19 protein-coding genes are annotated in these 17,578 nt (G+C 73.1%); 16 read left to right on the forward strand and 3 right to left on the reverse strand.

Features of this window, described 5'->3' with window-relative positions; genetic code table 11:
* Positions 1–25 precede the first annotated feature (25 nt).
* From JOD66_RS21290 to purE, 5 genes are all read left to right on the forward strand, one after another.
* Complete coding sequence (locus JOD66_RS21290) at positions 26–544, forward strand: PH domain-containing protein (protein ID WP_204838808.1); 519 nt, start codon at positions 26–28, stop codon at positions 542–544.
* Complete coding sequence (locus JOD66_RS29625) at positions 537–1,487, forward strand: adenylate/guanylate cyclase domain-containing protein (RefSeq protein ID WP_204838810.1); 951 nt, start codon at positions 537–539, stop codon at positions 1,485–1,487. The genes JOD66_RS21290 and JOD66_RS29625 overlap by 8 nt, the downstream gene beginning before the upstream one ends.
* A 71-nt stretch (positions 1,488–1,558) precedes the next feature.
* Entirely contained in the window at positions 1,559–1,885 is a 327-nt protein-coding gene (locus JOD66_RS21300; RefSeq protein ID WP_204838811.1) for a winged helix-turn-helix domain-containing protein, read from the forward strand.
* 27 nt (positions 1,886–1,912) lie between these two features.
* A complete protein-coding gene (locus tag JOD66_RS21305) occupies positions 1,913–3,100 on the forward strand; it encodes a 5-(carboxyamino)imidazole ribonucleotide synthase (protein ID WP_204838812.1) in 1,188 nt (395 codons plus the stop codon).
* Between the two features lie 132 nt (positions 3,101–3,232).
* Positions 3,233–3,721 carry a 5-(carboxyamino)imidazole ribonucleotide mutase gene (gene purE, locus JOD66_RS21310; RefSeq protein WP_204838813.1) on the forward strand — a complete coding sequence of 163 codons (489 nt, stop codon included), beginning with the start codon at positions 3,233–3,235 and terminating at the stop codon, positions 3,719–3,721.
* On the opposite strand, the gene JOD66_RS21315 is transcribed toward purE, so the two are convergent.
* Both JOD66_RS21315 and JOD66_RS21320 read right to left on the reverse strand, forming a co-directional pair.
* A complete protein-coding gene (locus tag JOD66_RS21315) occupies positions 3,715–4,134 on the reverse strand; it encodes a CoA-binding protein (protein ID WP_307823639.1) in 420 nt (139 codons plus the stop codon). The genes purE and JOD66_RS21315 overlap by 7 nt on opposite strands.
* 23 nt (positions 4,135–4,157) lie before the next feature.
* Positions 4,158–4,847 (reverse strand): TetR/AcrR family transcriptional regulator, encoded by a 690-nt coding sequence (locus JOD66_RS21320; RefSeq protein ID WP_204838815.1) that lies wholly within the window; start codon positions 4,845–4,847, stop codon positions 4,158–4,160.
* An 89-nt stretch (positions 4,848–4,936) separates the two neighbouring features.
* Between JOD66_RS21320 and JOD66_RS21325 the strand changes: the two genes are divergently transcribed.
* Positions 4,937–6,091 (forward strand): acyl-CoA dehydrogenase family protein, encoded by a 1,155-nt coding sequence (locus tag JOD66_RS21325; RefSeq protein WP_205126491.1) that lies wholly within the window; start codon positions 4,937–4,939, stop codon positions 6,089–6,091.
* Positions 6,092–6,094: 3 nt separating this feature from the next.
* Here JOD66_RS21325 and JOD66_RS21330 read toward each other — a convergent pair whose 3' ends face one another.
* Entirely contained in the window at positions 6,095–6,961 is an 867-nt protein-coding gene (locus tag JOD66_RS21330) for a LysR family transcriptional regulator (RefSeq protein ID WP_204838817.1), read from the reverse strand.
* Positions 6,962–7,093: 132 nt separating this feature from the next.
* Between JOD66_RS21330 and JOD66_RS21335 the strand changes: the two genes are divergently transcribed.
* The 10 genes from JOD66_RS21335 to JOD66_RS21380 all read left to right on the forward strand — a co-directional run bounded on the left by JOD66_RS21335 (position 7,094) and on the right by JOD66_RS21380 (position 17,578).
* Positions 7,094–8,449 carry an LLM class flavin-dependent oxidoreductase gene (locus JOD66_RS21335; RefSeq protein ID WP_204838818.1) on the forward strand — a complete coding sequence of 452 codons (1,356 nt, stop codon included), beginning with the start codon at positions 7,094–7,096 and terminating at the stop codon, positions 8,447–8,449.
* Positions 8,450–8,535: 86 nt separating this feature from the next.
* Positions 8,536–10,086, forward strand: a complete 1,551-nt coding sequence (locus JOD66_RS21340; RefSeq protein WP_204838819.1) for an ABC transporter substrate-binding protein — start codon at positions 8,536–8,538, stop codon at positions 10,084–10,086.
* Entirely contained in the window at positions 10,083–11,135 is a 1,053-nt protein-coding gene (locus JOD66_RS21345) for an ABC transporter permease (protein ID WP_204838820.1), read from the forward strand. Before JOD66_RS21340 ends, JOD66_RS21345 begins: the two co-directional genes overlap by 4 nt.
* On the forward strand, positions 11,132–12,022 hold the full coding sequence (locus JOD66_RS21350; protein ID WP_204838821.1) for an ABC transporter permease: 891 nt from the start codon (positions 11,132–11,134) through the stop codon (positions 12,020–12,022). Before JOD66_RS21345 ends, JOD66_RS21350 begins: the two co-directional genes overlap by 4 nt.
* Positions 12,006–13,004 carry an ABC transporter ATP-binding protein gene (locus tag JOD66_RS21355; RefSeq protein ID WP_204838824.1) on the forward strand — a complete coding sequence of 333 codons (999 nt, stop codon included), beginning with the start codon at positions 12,006–12,008 and terminating at the stop codon, positions 13,002–13,004. The genes JOD66_RS21350 and JOD66_RS21355 overlap by 17 nt, the downstream gene beginning before the upstream one ends.
* Positions 13,001–14,095 (forward strand): ABC transporter ATP-binding protein, encoded by a 1,095-nt coding sequence (locus JOD66_RS21360; protein ID WP_204838826.1) that lies wholly within the window; start codon positions 13,001–13,003, stop codon positions 14,093–14,095. The genes JOD66_RS21355 and JOD66_RS21360 overlap by 4 nt, the downstream gene beginning before the upstream one ends.
* On the forward strand, positions 14,092–15,237 hold the full coding sequence (locus JOD66_RS21365; protein WP_204838827.1) for an LLM class flavin-dependent oxidoreductase: 1,146 nt from the start codon (positions 14,092–14,094) through the stop codon (positions 15,235–15,237). Before JOD66_RS21360 ends, JOD66_RS21365 begins: the two co-directional genes overlap by 4 nt.
* A gap of 21 nt (positions 15,238–15,258) precedes the next feature.
* Positions 15,259–16,392 carry a CaiB/BaiF CoA transferase family protein gene (locus JOD66_RS21370; protein WP_204838829.1) on the forward strand — a complete coding sequence of 378 codons (1,134 nt, stop codon included), beginning with the start codon at positions 15,259–15,261 and terminating at the stop codon, positions 16,390–16,392.
* Positions 16,389–17,000, forward strand: coding sequence for an enoyl-CoA hydratase/isomerase family protein (locus JOD66_RS21375; protein WP_204838831.1), 612 nt, complete (start codon positions 16,389–16,391; stop codon positions 16,998–17,000). The genes JOD66_RS21370 and JOD66_RS21375 overlap by 4 nt, the downstream gene beginning before the upstream one ends.
* Entirely contained in the window at positions 16,997–17,578 is a 582-nt protein-coding gene (locus JOD66_RS21380; protein ID WP_204838832.1) for a cysteine dioxygenase family protein, read from the forward strand. Before JOD66_RS21375 ends, JOD66_RS21380 begins: the two co-directional genes overlap by 4 nt.

A 17,578-nucleotide genomic window follows, 5' to 3' on the forward strand; every position in this document is an offset into this window, starting at 1 on the left:
GCCTCCTGGATGGGATGATCTGACCGTGGCCATCTCCAAGAAGCTGCTCAACCCCGGCGAGCGGCTGATCATCAGCACCCGTCAGCACCCCAAGGCGCTGTTCGGGCCGATCCTCGCGCTCGTCGTGCTCCTCGCGATCGGTGTCGCCGCGCAGGTCCTGCTCGACGACACCGGCTTCCAGCGGGTGCTGACCCTGATCGTGTGGGTGCTCGTCGCGATCGGGATCCTGTGGTTCTCGGTGCGTCCGTTCCTCGACTGGCTCACCACGGTGCACGCCTTCACCGACCGTCGGCTGATCACCCGCAACGGGATCATCACCCGGCGCGGGCACGACATCCCGCTAGCCCGGGTCAGCGACATCGCGATCGAGATCAACCTGATCGACCGGCCGTTCGGCTGCGGCAGCCTGCTGATCTCCGACGCCTCCACCTTCGGCACCGTGCGCCTCAACGACATCCCCCACGTCGAGGCCACCCAGCGCCAGCTCAACGAGCTGCTCCACGAGCTCCACAGCGGACCCGCTCGCCGGGACGAAGGTGTCTGACGAGGGTCCCGAGCGGACCTCCCAGGGAGACGAGCCGCAGCTCACCGCGGCCGAGGTCGCCGAGCGGGCGGGCCTCTCGCTCGACCTGACCCGGCGCCTGTTCCGCACCCTCGGGTTCGCCGAGCACGGCGACGAGCGCGCCTACACCGAGGCGGACGTGGCGGCGCTGCGGATCCTCGGGGCGGCCCCGGGCGACGAGGTCGTCGTCCCCGAGGTCGCGCTCAACGTCACCCGGGGCATCGGCATCACCATGGCCCGGCTGGCCGACTGGGAGGTCGGCGAGCTGGTGCAGCACGTCGCCGACGCCGCGCCCGAGGACGCCGAGGACCCGGGCGCCTGGGTGACCGCCCGGCTGGGCGGGCACTTCGAGGACCTGCTGGTCTACGCGTGGCGCCGCCACCTCGCCGCCGCGATCGCGCGGATGGAGGCGGTCCGCGCCCTCGACGACGATCCCCACACCACCGACCTGAGCGTCGGCTTCGCCGACATCGTGGGCTTCACCGCGCTCTCCAACGAGGCCTCGCGGGAGCGGATCGGCGAGCTGGTCGAGGTGTTCGAGGCGCGGTGCGGCGACGTGATCGCGCGCGAGCAGGGCCGGCTGATCAAGAGCATGGGCGACGCCGTGCTCTACGTGAACGACGACCCGATGGCCGCGTTCACCACCGCCGAGGGGATCATCAACGTGATCGGCCGCGACCCACGGATGCCCGACGTACGCGTCGGCCTGGCCACCGGCGGCGTGGTGCTGCGGATGGGCGACGTCTTCGGCCCGCCGGTCAACCTGGCCGCCCGGCTGACCCAGGTCGCGCGCCGCAACCGGATCATCGTCGACCACGCCACCGCCGACCTGCTGCCCGCCGACCAGGTCGAGTCGCGTCCGCTCCCGGCCCGTCCGGTGCGGGGCTTCGGCGTCGTCGAACCCGTTGCGGTAAGGCGTGCCTGAGTCCCCGCGTCATGGCAAAATTCTCCGCGTTTCGCGTCGGGGGAGGGCCCCGGCTCCTTACCTTGGCCCATGTGATCGAGGTGCAGGACGTTCGGGTCGACCCGTCGACCCGGCGCACGTGGCGGGGGGACCGCGAGATCCTGTTGTCGCGCAAGGAGTTCGACCTGGTGCATGCGCTCATCGCGCGCGCCGGGTCGGTGGTCAGCCGCGAGGAGCTGATGCGTGACGTCTGGGGCGTGACCTTCTGGACGTCGTCGAAGACGATCGACGTCCATCTGGGGTGGGTACGCCGCAAGCTGGGTGACGACACCCGGCAGCCGCGGCTGATCACCACGATCCGCGGCCAGGGGCTGCGCTTCGAGCTCGGCCTGGCCGCGGACGCCACCAGTTCGGCATAGGACGCGCGCACTGCGTAGGGTTCGGCCGTGTCGACGACCGAACCCGCGCCCCGGATCGCCGTGATCGGCGGCGGTCAGCTCGCCCGGATGATGGCCCAGCCGGCCATCGCCCTCGGCGTACCCCTCCGCCTGCTGGCCGAGGCCGAGGGCGTCTCCGCCGCGCAGGTGATCCCCGACCGCCAGGTCGGCGACTACCGCGACCTGGCCACGCTGCGTGCCGTCACCGAGGGCTGCTCGGTCGTCACCTTCGACCATGAGCACGTCCCGACCGAGCACCTGCGCGCGCTCGCCGCGGACGGCGTCACCGCCCACCCCGGGCCCGAGGCGCTGGTCCACGCCCAGGACAAGATCGTCATGCGCGAGGCGATGGCCCGGCTCGGCGCCCCCCAGCCCCGCTGGGCGGTCGTCGCCTCCGAGGCCGACGTCGAGGCCTTCGGCCTGCCGTGCGTGCTCAAGGTCTCCCGCGGCGGGTACGACGGCAAGGGCGTCTGGGTGGTCCGCACCCTCGCCGACGCGGCCGAGCCGCTCGCCGCGGCCGCCGCGCGCGCCGGCGACGGCGTCCGCCTGCTCGCCGAGGAGCTGGTCGACTTCCGCCGCGAGCTCTCCGCGCTCGTCGCCCGCGCCCCCAGCGGCCAGGCGGCGGCGTACCCGGTCGTCGCGACGCTGCAGGTCGACGGGGTGTGCCGCGAGGTGATCGCCCCCGCTCCCGACCTCGACCCCGCGCTCGGCACCTCCGCCCAGGAGCTCGCGCTGCGCATCGCCGGCGAGCTCGACGTCACCGGCATCCTCGCCGTCGAGCTGTTCGAGACGACCGACGCCGAGGGTCGCCCGGTCGTCTACGTCAACGAGCTCGCCATGCGCCCCCACAACACCGGCCACTGGACCCAGGACGGCGCGGTCACCAGCCAGTTCGAGAACCACCTGCGCGCCGCCCTCGACCTGCCTCTCGGGTCGCCCGCGCCCCGGGCCCGCTGGACCGTCATGGTCAACATCCTCGGCGGCGACAACCCCGACGTCGGACGCCTCTACGACGGCTACCCGCACGCCCTGGCCCGCGACCCGCGGCTGCGGGTGCACCTCTATGGCAAGGACCTGCGCCCCGGTCGCAAGGTCGGTCACGTCAACGTCTACGGCGACGATCTCGAGGACTGCCTCGAGCGGGGGCGGCATGCCGCCGCGTGGTTCCGGGGGGACCTGGGGAACGAGAGCGAGTAGTCAGAGCACGGCTGCGCAACCGGTTGGGATGTCATTGGCGTGGATCGGACGAACCTGGTTGATCCGATCCACGCCGATCACCGGAATGGACCGATGGCGGAGCACCGGGGCGCGATGAGTAGCCTCGCGCCCATGACTGCACGCGTGGGCATCGTGATGGGCTCCGACTCCGACTGGCCGGTAATGAAGGCGGCGGCCGAGGCGCTGCGCGAGTTCGACATCGCCTACGAGGCCGACGTGGTGTCCGCGCACCGGATGCCGGCCGAGATGCTCTCCTACGGCCAGGAGGCGGCGGGGCGGGGGCTGTCGGTGATCATCGCCGGAGCGGGCGGCGCGGCCCACCTGCCCGGGATGCTGGCGGCGGTGACGCCGCTCCCGGTGATCGGGGTGCCGGTGCCGCTGAAGTACCTCGACGGCATGGACTCCCTGCTCTCGATCGTGCAGATGCCGGCGGGGGTGCCGGTGGCGACGGTCGCGATCGGTGGGGCGCGCAACGCGGGCCTGCTCGCGGTGAGGATCCTCGCGGCGACCGACCCGGCGCTGCAGAGGCGGATGACCGAGTTCCAGGCCGAGTTGAAGGCCGTCGCCGAGGCGAAGGGCTCCGTCGTGCGGGATCAGTGACCCCGCTTGCGCCACTCGATGGCGGGGCAGGTGTCCATCACCATCGGTACGCCGGCCGCCCGGGTCCGCTCGAACGCCGCCTGGTCGACCACGCCGAGCTGGAACCACACGCCTCCGGCGCCGACGGCGACCGCCTCGTCGGCGAACCGCCCGGCGTCCTCTGAGCGGCGGAAGACGTCGACCACGTCGATCGGGAAGGGCACGTCGGCGAGCGAGGCGTAGCCCTGCTCCCCGAGCACGACCGGGGCGGAGGGGTGGATCGGCACGATCTTCTTGCCGCGGGACTGCAGCAGCTCGGCGATCCGGTACGCCGTGCGGTCGGGGTTGCCGGAGAGGCCGACGATCGCCCAGGTGGTCGCGTCGTCGAGCATCCGGTCGATGGTCGCGGGGTCGAGGTGCGGGGCTGTGGTCACGTGGGTGCAACCCGCCGGGCGGGTCAGCTCTTCCCGGGATCGGCCGGTCCGCCTCGGCCGAGGGCGTCGCGGACCTCGCGCACGACCTGCTCGACGTCGCGCTCGGCGCCGGTGATCACGATCGTCGGCGGCCCGGAGCCGGCGGGGCCGCGCAGCACGGCGAGCGCGTGGTCCAGGGCCCGGTCGACGAGCGCACGCGTGGTGGCGGGGTCGTCGACGTCGCCGCGCAGCCACTGGCGGAGCACGTGGTTGTGGGCGATCACGACCGACGAGGCGACCAGCTCGGCGCGCAGCGGGCCGTCGGGCTCGGCGTCCAGCCAGCGGTGGACGTGCTTGCCGAAGAGCCGCACGTAGCGCTGCACGCTGGCGATCTCGCGGTCCCGGATGGTCGGGACCGAGCGCGCCAGCAGGTAGCGGGTGCGGGCGGTCTCGCCCTCGGCGAGGTAGTGCGCCAGGACGATGCCGGCGGCCTCGCGCAGGGCCACCTCGCGACCCGCGGTCGAGGCGGTGGCGAGCCGCTCGTCGACCCGGCGCAGCAGGGCGTCGTGGTCGGGGAGCACGACGTCGTCCTTGGTGGGGAAGTGGCGGAAGAAGGTGCTCCGCCCGGCGCCGGCGCGAGCGGCGATCTCGTCGACGGTGGTGGCGTCGTACCCCTGGCCCGCGAAGAGCTCGAAGGCAGCGGCGACGAGGCGGTCGCGGGAGGTGGTGGCCACGGGTCGACCCTAACTCGACGGGACGGAGTCTCGTTAGTACGATACTGAGTATCAACGAGACCAGGAGAACCGTCGTGAGCGACTACCCGATGTACGCCCTGTCCGAGGAGCACCAGGCGATCCGCGAGGCCGTGCGCGCGATCTGCGACGCCAAGGTCGCGCCCTTCGCCGCGGAGGTCGACGAGCAGGCCCGCTACCCGCGGGAGGCGCACGACGCCCTGGTCGCGGCCGACTTCCATGCCCCCCACGTGCCCGAGCAGTACGGCGGCGCCGGCGCCGACGCGCTGGCCACGGTCATCGTGATCGAGGAGGTCGCCCGCGCCGACGTCTCCGCCTCGCTGATCCCCGCCGTCAACAAGCTCGGCTCGCTGCCGGTCATGATCGGCGGTGGCGAGGAGATCAAGGCCAAGTACCTCTCCCGACTCGCGTCCGGCGCGGGCGGCTTCTCCTACTGCCTCTCCGAGCCCGACGCCGGCTCCGACGCCGCCAACCAGAAGACCCGCGCGGTGCGCGACGGTGACGGCTGGGTGCTCAACGGCACCAAGCGCTGGATCTCCAACGCGGGGGAGTCGGAGTTCTACACCGTGCTCGCGACGACCGACCCCGACGCGCGGACCAAGGGCATCTCCGCGTTCGTGGTCGAGAAGTCCGACGAGGGCGTCTCCTTCGGCGCCCCCGAGAAGAAGCTCGGCATCAAGGGCTCGCCGACCCGCGAGGTCTACTTCGACAACGTGCGGATCCCCGGCGACCGGATCATCGGTGAGGAGGGCAAGGGCTTCGAGTACGCCATGAAGACCCTCGACCACACCCGGATCACCATCGCCGCCCAGGCGGTCGGCGTGGCGCAGGGCGCCCTCGACTACGCGCTCGGCTACGCCAAGGAGCGTCAGCAGTTCGGCAAGGCCATCGCCGACTTCCAGGGCCTGCAGTTCCTGCTCGCCGACATGGGCATGAAGGTCGAGGCCGCCCGTCAGCTGACCTACGCCGCCGCCGGCCGCTCCGAGCGCGGCGACGCCGATCTCACCTTCTTCGGCGCCGCGGCCAAGTGCTTCGCCTCCGACGTCGCCATGGAGGTCACCACCAACGCGGTGCAGGTCCTCGGCGGCTACGGCTACACCCGCGACTACCCGGTCGAGCGGATGATGCGCGACGCCAAGATCACCCAGATCTACGAGGGCACCAACCAGGTGCAGCGGATCGTGATGGCGCGCCAGCTGCTCGCCGGGGTGCAGAGCGAGATCTGAGGCCTACCGCACGCCCGCCCGGGCGGAGGTCTCGAGGAGCGGTGTGATCGCCTCGGCGACCACCCGGACCACCGCGGCGTCGAGCTGGGGGCGCGCGCACACCGAGAGCCGCAGCGGCTCGGGCAGCGGCAGGTCGTCCCTGCGGACCAGTCCCTCGGGCGTCTGGCCGAGGGTGGCCATCAGGGCCACGCCGAGGCCGGCGCCGACGGCCGCCTGGACGCCGGCGAGCTGGATCGCCTCGGCGCCGATCACCGCCGGCACGGCGTGCGCGGCCAGCGTCTCGAGCGCGCGGCTGCGCAGGCTGCACGGGCTGTCGAAGGCGACCAGGCGCACCGGCTCGGGCGCCTGAGGCGGCGACCAGGCGGGGGCGGCGTACCAGGCGAGGTCGAGCTCGCCGACGGCGACCGCGTCCGGGTCGTCGGCGTTGAGGACCAGGGCCAGGTCGATCGAGCCGGCGGCGAGTCCCTCGCGCAGCCGGTTGCCGCGGTCGATGCGGAACCGGAACCGGTGGCCGGAGTCGGCTCGCTCCAGGGCGGCCGCGAGCGCGGGGAGGAGCTGGGCGGCGGCGTGCTCGGTCGAGCCGAGCGTGATCTCGCTGACCTGCTCGACGGCGAAGGAGCGCAGCGTGTCGTCGTGCGCCGCCAGGATCTGGCGGGCGTGCTGGACGAGGCGCTCGCCGCCCGCGGTGAAGCGCGACCCGCGGCCGTGCTTCTCGACGAGCTTGGTGCCGACGACGCCCTCGAGCCGGCGTACGTGCTGGCTGACCGCACCCTGGCTCAGGTGCAGGTGGTCGGCGGCACGCTGGAAGCCGCCGCAGTCCGCCACCGCGACCAGGCTCCGCAGCGGAGCAATGTCTAGAATCTTGCTCATGAAACCAGGGTAATCCCTGATCGATCACGCGCCGTGATCGGTTCGGATCATGAAGCCTCGTTGGATCTCTCGCCCAAAGCCAAGTAATTTTGTAGACAAACATCGGCAAGAGCGAGGGAAGCGAGCCGGAGCATGGCCTCGAAGCGGCAGATCCACCTGGGCGCGGTGCCCTACGGCACCGGCGGACCGGGCAGCCACACGCTGTGGCTGGACCCCGAGATCCCGGGCGACGCGAGCGTGAGCATCGCCTGGTTCACCGAGATCGCCCTGCTGGCCGAGCGCGGGTGCTTCGACCTCGTGTTCATCGTGGACAGCCAGTTCATCACGCCGTACTCGCCGCCGCACTACCTCAACCGGCTCGAGCCGCTGACCCTGCTCAGCGCGCTCGCCACGCAGACCAGCCGGATCGGCCTGGTCGGCACCGCGACGACCAGCTTCAACAGCCCGTTCAACCTGGTCCGGCGGCTCGGCTCGCTCGACCTGATCAGCGGCGGCCGCGCCGGCTGGAATGTCGTCACCACCGGCGACGCCGGCACCGCGACCAACTACGGGCTCGAGGAGCACTACGACTACGACACCCGCTACGGCCGGGCGCAGGAGTTCGTCGAGCTGGCCCGCGCGCTGTGGGACTCCTACGAGGACGACGCCTTCGTCCGCGACCGCGAGACCGGGGTCTTCCTCGACCGAGCCAAGCAGCACGTCCTCGACCACCGCGGCGAGTACTTCTCGGTGCGCGGCCCGCTCAACCTGGTCCGCTCGCCGCAGGGGCACCCGGTCGTCTTCCAGGCCGGAGACTCCGACCAGGGCCGGGACCTGGGAGCCAGCGTGGGGGAGGGCATCTTCACCCACGCCCCGGACATCCCGGCCGGCCGGGCGTTCTACGACGACCTCAAGACCCGCGCGGAGACGAAGTTCGGCCGCGACCCCGACGAGCTGGTGATCATGCCGGGGATCAAGGTCGTCGTCGGCGACACCGACGAGGAGGCCCGCGAGATCGAGGCCGTCAACAACGACCGGGACCACACCTTCGCCGCCGCGCTGGCCGAGTTCGGCCGGCCCTTCGGCTGGCACGACTTCACCCAGTACGACCTCGACGCGCCCTTCCCCGCCGAGACCCTCGAGCACGGCCGGCGCTCGTTCTTCACCCAGGCCAAGGCGGTCACCGAGCGCGCGGTCGAGAACGGCTGGACGCTGCGGCAGACCGTCGAGGCGACGCGGCACTTCCGGAAGAGCGAGTTCGTCGGCTCGCCGGCGACGGTGGCCGACAAGCTCGTCGAGTGGTGGGAGGCGCGGGCCTGCGACGGCTTCAACGTCGGCGTCGACCACCCCTCGAACTTCCGCCGCTTCGTCGACGAGGTGGTGCCGATCCTCCAGGAGCGGGGCGTCTTCCGCGCCGAGTACGACGCCACCACCCTGCGCGGGCATCTCGGGCTGCCCGTCCCGGTCAACCGCCACACCGCGGCCCGCGCGGCGGCCGCCACCCCCTAGAAGCTCCGGGCGCCCGGCCGCACCCGTCGGGCGCCCGGTCACCATCCCTCCCCGCAGCACACCCGAGAACCACGAAAGAGACCCCGATGCCTCTCCGCACCCGCACGTCGACCAACCTCAACCGCCGGACCTTCCTCGGCGCCAGCCTGGGCGCCGGCTTGATCCTGGCGCTGGAGGCGTGTGGCGGCACCTCGACGGGCTCCGGTGGGAGCGGCGGCGCCGGCGGCACCATCAAGTGGGCCTGGCAGCTGCCGACCACGTGGGACCCGGTCACCTCGTCGGCGGGCTCGGACGTGCAGATGCTCGCCCTGGCCTACGACCCGATCACCGCGCTCGACGAGCAGGGCAACGCGATCCCGTGGCTCGCCGAGTCCTGGAAGTACGACGAGTCAGGCACGAAGGTCACCTTCACCCTGCGCTCCGGGCTGACGTTCAGCGACGGCAGCCCGCTCGACGCCACCGCCGTGGCCACGTCGATCGAGCGCGGCCGCACCCAGCAGGGCTCCCTGATCGCCCCGCAGATGAAGACCATCGCGAAGGTCTCGGCGTCGGGCGAGCGCGACGTCGTGCTCGAGCTCAGCGAGGTCGACTACCAGTACCCGCTGCTGTTCGCCGGCAAGACCGGCATGGTCGTCAACCCGGCCGCCTTCGAGAAGGACGCCGCCGCGCTCGCCACCCAGCCGGCGGGCTCCGGGCCGTTCACGGTCACGAAGTACGTCCAGAACGACCACGCCTCGCTGAAGAAGAACGACCGCTTCTTCGCCGCCGACGAGATCAAGGTGTCCGCCTTCGACCTCTACCCGCAGGCCGACCCGGCGACCGTCGTCGCCGCGGTCCAGTCCGGGCAGTACAACGTCGCCCGGCTCGGCGGCGCCCAGGTCCAGCAGGCCAAGGACGCCGGGCTCGAGGTCCAGGTGCTCGACTCGATGTTCGTCTACTGCCTCGACGTGCACACCGGCATGGCACCCTTCGACGACCCGGCGGTCGTCGAGGCCCTCAAGTACGCCATCGACCGCGAGAAGATCAAGAAGGTCGCCAACTTCGGCATCGGCGACGTCAACTACCAGCCCTTCCCGCCGGGCTACGTCGGCTTCAACCCCGATCTCGGCGACGTCTACGCGTTCGACCCCGACAAGGCGCGCCAGCTGCTCGCCGACGCCGGCTACACCGACCCGGTGCCCGCGGTGTTCACCTCCTCCGGCTTCGCGCCGGCCGCCGTCGAGCTGATCCAGGCCCAGCTCAAGGACGTCGGGATCGACGCCACGATCGACACCATCCCGCAGACCCAGCACACCCAGCTGGTCTACATCGAGCGCTCCAAGGCGCTGACGTACGACGGCTTCGCGGGCCGCGAGTCGCCGGTGCAGGCGTTCCAGGTGCTGTTCGGCGCCGAGGGCCTGATGAACCCCGACCGGACCTCGAGCCCCGAGCTGGAGGCCCAGCTGAAGAAGGTCAAGGAGACGCCGACCGACGACCCGGCGTACGCGGGGCTGCTGCAGGAGGCGACCCGGATCGCGGTCACGACCTTCCCCAACGTCTTCCTCTACCTCGCGCCGTCGATCGTCGCGCGCAAGGGCGTCTCGGCGCTGCCGAAGTCGCCGAGCCTGCGCCGCTTCGAGGGGGTGACCACGTCATGACCCTGGTCGCCCCGGCACCGGTGACCGCGAGCCCCGCGGGCGCCGGCAGGACGGCCGCCGCGGGCCGGCGTACCGTCCCGGCGCTGCGCTCGCTCGCCGGGGTCGCGGCGGTCACCGTGACGGTGCTCTTCCTGGCCTCGGTCGTGACCTTCGCGCTCGGCGCCCTCAGCGACAGCAACCCTGCGGCCGCCGCGCTGGGCGAGACCGCCACCGCCGACGACATCGCCCGGCTCGACCACGAGTTCGGGCTGGACCGCCCGCTCGTCGAGCAGTACGCGAGCTGGGTCGGGAACGCCGTGACCGGCGACCTCGGCCGGTCCTGGTTCACCACGATCCCGGTCGCCGACAGCATCCGCACCGCGCTCCCGGTGGACCTGTCGATCGCCAGCCTGGCCCTGGTGCTGGCGATCCTGATCGGCGGCGGTGCCGGAATCGGTGCGGCACTCAGCAACGGCGGTCCGCTCGACCGCGCGGTCACGCTGGTCTGCTCGCTGCTCGGCACGCTGCCGCCGTTCGTCATCGGCATGGCGCTGATCGTGGTCTTCTCGGTGAAGCTCCAGCTGCTCCCCGCGGGCGGCTACGTGCCGGTGCAGACCGATCCGCTGGAGTGGCTGCGCTTCGCGATCCTGCCGGCGCTGGCGCTGAGCCTCGACGTCGCGGCCTCGATCGCCCGCCAGCTGCGGACCTCGCTGGTCGGCGAGCTGCGCGAGAACTACGCCGTGGGCGCGGAGATGCGCGGCTTCGGCCGCCGTCGGGTGCTCTTCGGCCACGTGCTGCGCAACGCCGCCGGCCCGACGCTCGCGGTGATCGGGCTCGCCATCCCGCTCATCATCGGCGGGGCGGTGATGACCGAGAAGCTGTTCGGCCTGCCGGGCGTCGCCCAGCTGTCGCTGCAGGCCGCGGAGAAGGGCGACGTCCCCGTGGTCCTCGGCACGCTGCTCGTCACCGCGGTGGTCGTGGTGGTCGCGAGCCTGGTGGTCAACCTGCTCCAGGTGCTGCTGAACCCGGTCGCCCGGCGCGGCGCCGGAGTCGCGGGAGGTGCCCGATGAGGACGCTGCGTGCGCTCTGGCGGATCCCCAGCGCCCGGCTGGCCCTGCTCGTGCTGCTGGGCGTGGCCCTGCTCGCCGTGTTCGGCGGCGCGCTCGCTCCGCACGACCCGCTGAAGCAGTACACCGACGACGTGCTCCAGGGGCCGAGCGGCACGCACCTGCTCGGCACCGACTACGTCGGCCGCGACGTGCTGAGCCGGCTGATGGAGGGCACCCGGCTGTCCGTCGTCGGCGCCGTGGAGGCGGTGCTGATCGGCGGGGTGCTCGGCGTGCCGTCGGGTCTGGCGTCGGCCTGGCTCGGCCCGCGGCTGGAGTGGCTCACCTTGCGGGTCAGCGACACCCTGGTGATCCTGCCGTTCACCGTGTTCGCGATCGCCGTGGCCGGCACCCTCGGCAACGGGCTGCAGCAGGCGATGATCGCGATCGGCATCCTGATCAGCCCGATCTTCTTCCGGGTCACCCGGGCGGCCGCGCTGGGCCTGCGCAAGGTGCAGTACGTCGAGGCCGCCGAGCTGATGGGCGCCACCGAGTGGTGGACCCTGCGCCGGCACATCTGGGCCAAGGTGCTGCCGAACGTCGCGGTCACCGCGGCGCACGCCACCGGCGCCGCGCTCCTGGTCGTCGCCTCGCTCGCCTTCCTCGGCCTCGGCGTCACGCCACCCGCGCCGACCTGGGGCGGGATGCTCTCCTCCGACCTCGGCTATCTCGCCCAGCAGCCCTGGGCCCCGGTCTTCCCGGCCCTGCTGATGATGGCGACCGTCGGCTCGCTCAACCTGCTCGCCGACGCGATCCGCGAGGCCACCGGCGCGACGGACGCGCCGCGCCGCCGCCGGCTCGCCCCGCCCACCCCGACCCGAGAGGAGCGACGCGATGGCGTCCCCGCGTGAGAGCACCCTGACGGTCAGCGACCTCCAGGTGTCCGTCGGCGACGGCCTGGTCGCCGTCCAGGACGTGTCCTTCGAGATCGGCCGCGGTGAGTCCGTGGGCCTGGTCGGCGAGTCCGGCAGCGGCAAGACGCTGACCTGCCGCGCCGCCCTCGGCCTGCTGCCGGCGACCGGCCGGGTCGACGCCGGGCGGATCGTGCTCGGGGAGGGCCCCGAGGCGATCGAGCTGACCGGCGCGCGCCGCGCGACCTGGGACGGCGTCCGCGCGGTCCGGATCGGCGCGGTCTTCCAGGACCCGGCGTCGTACCTCAACCCGTCGCTGACCGTCGGTCACCAGCTCGCCGAGCAGCTGCGGGTCAAGCGCGGCCTGCGCCGGCGCGCGGCCCACGACCGCACGGTGGAGCTCTTCGCGGAGGTCGGTCTCCACGACCCGGCCGGGGTGTTCCACCTCTATCCGCACCAGCTCTCCGGCGGCATGCTCCAGCGGGTGCTGATCGCGATCGCGATCTCCTGCGAGCCCGAGCTGCTCATCGCCGACGAGGCGACCACCGCGCTCGACGTCGTGATCCAGGCCGAGATCCTCGCGCTGCTGCGCCGGCTGCGCGAGACCCACGCCCTGTCGCTGCTCCTCGTCACCCACGACCTGGCCGTGGTCGCCGAGAGCTGCGAGCGGATCCTGGTCATGTACGGCGGCCAGATCGTCGAGAGCGGACCGACCGCGCAGGTGCTGACCGATCCGCGGCATCCCTACACCCGCGCCCTGATGGGCGTCGCCACGGTCGGCGACTGGGGCCGGCGCCGGCTGGACGTGATCCCCGGCCAGCCACCGGCCGCGGGGGAGCGGATGCCGGGCTGCCGGTTCGCGCCCCGGTGCCCGGTCGCGAGCGCCGCGTGCACCGCGGGTCCGGTGCCCGTCACCGACCTGGGCGCCGGCCGCACCAGCCGGTGCGTCCGATCCATCCTCGACGAGGCGGTGCCCGCATGAGCCCGACCCGCACCACCCCCGCACCCCAGGACGTCCGGCTGGCCGCACCGGTCCCGCCGACCCCGGCCCCGCTGCTGCGGGTCCGCGGCCTCTCGGTGTCCTACGCCCCGCCGCGCAAGGGCACCCACCTCGGCACCGGCGCCGCGCTGCGCGACGCCGACCTCGAGGTGCGGCCCGGCGAGATCGTCGGCATCGTCGGCGAGACCGGCTCGGGCAAGACCACCCTGGCCCGGGCCACGGTCGGCCTGGTCGCGCCCGCCGCGGGCGCGATCGAGTTCGCCGGGGAGGACATCGGCGGGCTGCGGCGCCGCGCCCGGCGCGCCTTCCGCCGCTCCGGCCAGGTCCAGCTGGTCTTCCAGGACCCACTGCGCTCGCTCGACCCCGACCTCACGGTGGGCGAGCTGGTCCGCGAGCCGCTCGACATCGCCGGGACCCTGTCGCGGGCCGAGCGCGAGCAGCGGGTCGCGGAGTCGCTGCGGCTGGTCGGCCTCGACCCGGACGCGGTCGCAGACCGGCGGCCCCGCCAGCTCTCCGGCGGCCAGCGCCAGCGGGTCTCGCTGGCCCGGGCCATCAGCACCCGGCCCCGGCTGCTGTTCTGCGACGAGCCCGTGTCGGCGCTGGACGTGTCCAACCGCAACCTGATCCTCAACCTGCTCGACCAGCTGCGCACCGAGCTGGACCTGGCGGTGGTGATCATCGCCCACGACCTCAGCTCCCTGGCCGGGATCGCCGACCGGGTCGCGGTGTTCTACCGCGGCCGGATCGTCGAGCAGGGACCGATCCGCGCGGTGCTCGAGGACCCGGCCCATCCCTACACCGCGCTGCTCACCGCCTCGGCGCCCAGCATCGCGCTCGGCCACGAGGACCGCCTCGACCCGGACCGGCTGCGTCCCGACCCGGGGCGCCCGGCCTGGCCGGCCGACCTGGGCTGCGTCTTCGCGCACCGCTGCCCGTTCGCCCACGACGCCTGCGCCGAGCAGCCGCCGTCGGCCCCGCTCCCGCACGCTCCCCAGCGGCAGAGCGCCTGCCACGAGGCCGTCGTCTGGCGCGAGCGCCTCGATCCACCCCACCCCCAGAAGGAGTCAGCATGAGCCACGCATCCCCGTACGACGAGGTCGAGATCCTGGGCATGATCGGCACCGCCGACGCCTCGGAGATCCGCCCCGGGAACGCCGCCGTCGTCGACCCCGACTACACGGCTCGGTTCGCGAAGGCCCACGAGGACGGTGGCTTCGACCGGGTGCTGATCGGCTACGGCTCGGGTTGGGCCGAGGGGACCCAGGTCGCGGCGTACGCCGCCGCCCACACCGAGCGGCTCGGCCTCCTCGTCGCGCACCGCCCCGGCGTCGTGCACCCGACCCTGGCCGCGCGCACCTTCACCACGCTCGACCAGTTCAGCAAGGGGCGGGTGGCGCTCAACATCGTCACCGGCAGCACCGACGCCGAGCAGCGTCGCGAGGGCGACTACCTGCCCCACGACGAGCGGTACGACCGCACCGACGAGTACCTGCAGATCCTGCGCACCGCCTGGGACTCCCGGGGCCCGCACGACTTCGAGGGCCGCTACTACCGCTTCGAGGGCGCCACCCCGCAGGTCTTCCCCTACCAGGACCGGCACCTGGAGCTGTTCTTCGGCGGCAGCTCGCCGGCGGCGTACGTCGTCGGCGCGAGGCGCGCGGACACCTACATGCTCTGGGGCGAGCCGCTGAAGGAGACCGGCGAGCAGATCGCGACCGTCGCGGCGCGGGCCGCGGAGGCCGGCCGGGCGCAGCGGCCGCGGATCTCGGTGTCCTTCCGGCCGATCCTCGGCGCGACCGACGAGGCGGCCTGGGAGCGGGCGCACGGCATCCTCGACACCATCAACGGCGTCGTCGGCGCGCAGTTCAAGCAGAAGGTCGGGCAGATGCACCCGCAGGGCCGCGCCCCCGAGAACGCCGGCTCGCAGCGGCTGCTGGCCGTCGCCGAGAAGGGCGAGCTGCACGACCGCTGCCTGTGGACGCCGACCACGAAGGCCGTCGGTGGTGGCGGCAACTCCACCGCCCTGGTCGGCTCGCCCGAGACGGTCGCCGCCGCGATCCTCGACTACGTCGAGATCGGCGTCGACACCGTGCTCATCCGTGGCTACGACCCGCTCCAGGACGCGATCGACTACGGCCGCGACCTGCTGCCGCTGGTGCGCCAGGAGCTGGCGCACCGAGCCGCGACCCGGCGTACCGAGACGGCGGCCGTCTGAGCCATGCATCCACTCGAAGGAGTGCGGGTCGTCGAGCTCGCCCATGTCGCCGCCGGGCCGTTCGCGGGCATGCTGCTCGCGGACCTCGGCGCCGACGTGGTCAAGGTGGAGCCGCCGACCGGCGACCAGATGCGGGCCTGGCCGCCGTTCGCCGACGACGGGACCGAGCGGTTCAGCCACAACTTCGCCTCGGTCAACCGCAACAAGCGCTCGGTGGTCGCCGACCTCAAGGACCCGGCCGACCTGGCCCTGGTCCGGGACCTGGTCGCGGCGGCCGACGTGGTGGTCGAGAACTACCGCCCCGGCGTGCTGGACCGGCTCGGGCTCGGCTACGCGACGGTCCGCGAGGGTCACCGGGGCCTGGTGTACTGCTCGATCTCGGGCTACGGCCTGACCAGTCCGTACGTCAACGACGGCGCCTACGACGTCGTCATCCAGGGCATGTCCGGGCTGATGAGCGTCACCGGCGAGCCCGACGGCGGACCGGTCAAGGCCGGCGTCCCGGTCGGTGACTTCACCGCGGGGCTCTATGCGGCCTACACGATCGCGGCACTGCTGCCCCGGGTCCGGGGGAGCGGTGCGTCGGTCCGCGTCGACTGCCCGATGCTCGACTGCCTGCTCGGCGTCTCGGCGCTGCAGACCAGCGAGTACTGGGGATCCGGCGTCGAGCCGCGCCGGCTCGGCACCGCCCACCCCCGCAATGCGCCCTACCAGGGGTTCACCGCCGCCGACGGTGCGTTCACCGTCGCCGCGGGCAACGACCGACTCTGGGCCGCGGTGGCCTCGGTGGTCGGGCTGCCCGACCTGGTGGAGGACCCGCGGTTCCGGACCCAGCTCGACCGGGTGCGGCACCAGCAGGAGCTGGAGACCCTGCTGCAGGGGCGCTTCGCCGAGGAGAAGCGGGACCACTGGCTCACCGAGCTGCGGGCTCGCGGGGTGCCGTGCGGCCCGGTCAACAGCTTCGGCGAGATCCTCGCCGACCCGCACGTCGAGGCGACCGGCCTGGTCGCCCCGATCGACGTCCCGGTGGCCGGACCCACGCCGAGCGTGGTGTTCCCGGTCCGGGTCGAGGGGCTCGCGCCGCGCCTCGAGCGCGGGGCGCCGCGGCTCGGCGCGGACGCCGACGTACACGACGAGTGGGCCGCGGCCCGATGAGCGTCCTCATCGAGCGCGGCGACGTCTGGACGCTCACCCTCGACCGCCCGGAGCGGGCCAACGCGCTCGGTGCCGGGCTGGTCGAGGACCTGCACCGCGCCCTCGACGAGGCGGCGGCCGCCCGGCCCGAGACGCTGGTGCTGCGTGGCAACGCCCGTCACTTCGCGGCCGGGTTCGACCTCGACGGTCTCGCCGCCGAGACCGATGCCTCGCTGGCGTACCGGTTCGTGCGGATCGGGCTGCTGCTCGAGCGACTGATCGCCGCGCCCTACCGAACGGTCGCGGTCGCCGAGGGCGCCGCGGTCGGCGCCGGGGCCGACCTGGTGCTCGCCTGCGACCATCGGCTGGTGGGCCCGGCGCGCACCCTGCGCTTCCCCGGCGCGGCCTTCGGCGTCGCGTTGGGCGGCGTGCGCCGCCGCGAGCTCGGCGTGGCACTGACCACGGGGGTGCCCGCGGACCTGCCGGCCGTGCTGACCGCGCCGGCGCCGCCCCGCCCCGCCCATGACGGCGACGCCGAGCTCGCGGCCCTGGCCCGCTCGGTCGCCGTACCCGGTCTGCGGGACCGGATCGCGGCCTACAAGGCCGCCCTGACGAAGGAGAGCGCATGACCCAGCAGCAGATCGTCCCGGTCGAGACCGACGTCCCCGAGCTGGCGGCGTTCGCCGGCCGGGTCGCCGGCCTGATCGCCCAGGGCCTCGACGAGCGCGCGCTGACCGCCGCCGTACGCGACGACCTGGAGGCGACGCTCGCCGCCGGCTTCGCGCTGCCCGCCGCCAAGACCCTGCCGGACCCGGACCGCTACGTGATGTACCCCCTGCACGTCGCCGCCGACGGCTCGTTCTCGATCGCCAGCGCGGTGTGGGACGTCGGCCAGGGCACGCCGGTGCACGGCCACGAGACCTGGGGCGTCGTCGGCATCCACAGCGGCACCGAGGTGGAGACCCGGTTCGCCAAGCCGGCCGCACCCGGCGTGCCCCTCGTCGAGGAGGGCACCGACGAGTGGACCGCCGGCCAGGTGACGGTCTGCTGCACCACCGACGACGACGTGCACCAGGTCCGCTGCGGTGGCGACGTGCCGGTCGTCGGCATCCATGTCTACGGCGCCGACATCGGCACCCTGCCGCGCCGTTCCTACGACCCCGAGACCGGGGCCGTGCACTGGTTCACGTCCACGTGGGCGCGTTGA

The organism is Nocardioides nitrophenolicus (assembly GCF_016907515.1).
Classification (GTDB): domain Bacteria; phylum Actinomycetota; class Actinomycetes; order Propionibacteriales; family Nocardioidaceae; genus Nocardioides; species Nocardioides nitrophenolicus.

Coding starts and splice junctions, on each gene's coding strand:
- JOD66_RS21380 (WP_204838832.1), top strand. CDS start 16,997: ATGACCCAGCAGCAGATCGTCCCGGTCGAGACCGACGTCCCCGAGCTG.
- JOD66_RS21335 (WP_204838818.1), top strand. CDS start 7,094: ATGGCCTCGAAGCGGCAGATCCACCTGGGCGCGGTGCCCTACGGCACC.
- JOD66_RS21360 (WP_204838826.1), top strand. CDS start 13,001: ATGAGCCCGACCCGCACCACCCCCGCACCCCAGGACGTCCGGCTGGCC.
- JOD66_RS21330 (WP_204838817.1), bottom strand. CDS start 6,961: ATGAGCAAGATTCTAGACATTGCTCCGCTGCGGAGCCTGGTCGCGGTG.
- JOD66_RS21350 (WP_204838821.1), top strand. CDS start 11,132: ATGAGGACGCTGCGTGCGCTCTGGCGGATCCCCAGCGCCCGGCTGGCC.
- purE (WP_204838813.1), top strand. CDS start 3,233: ATGACTGCACGCGTGGGCATCGTGATGGGCTCCGACTCCGACTGGCCG.
- JOD66_RS21375 (WP_204838831.1), top strand. CDS start 16,389: ATGAGCGTCCTCATCGAGCGCGGCGACGTCTGGACGCTCACCCTCGAC.
- JOD66_RS21345 (WP_204838820.1), top strand. CDS start 10,083: ATGACCCTGGTCGCCCCGGCACCGGTGACCGCGAGCCCCGCGGGCGCC.
- JOD66_RS21325 (WP_205126491.1), top strand. CDS start 4,937: ATGTACGCCCTGTCCGAGGAGCACCAGGCGATCCGCGAGGCCGTGCGC.
- JOD66_RS21365 (WP_204838827.1), top strand. CDS start 14,092: ATGAGCCACGCATCCCCGTACGACGAGGTCGAGATCCTGGGCATGATC.
- JOD66_RS21355 (WP_204838824.1), top strand. CDS start 12,006: ATGGCGTCCCCGCGTGAGAGCACCCTGACGGTCAGCGACCTCCAGGTG.
- JOD66_RS21340 (WP_204838819.1), top strand. CDS start 8,536: ATGCCTCTCCGCACCCGCACGTCGACCAACCTCAACCGCCGGACCTTC.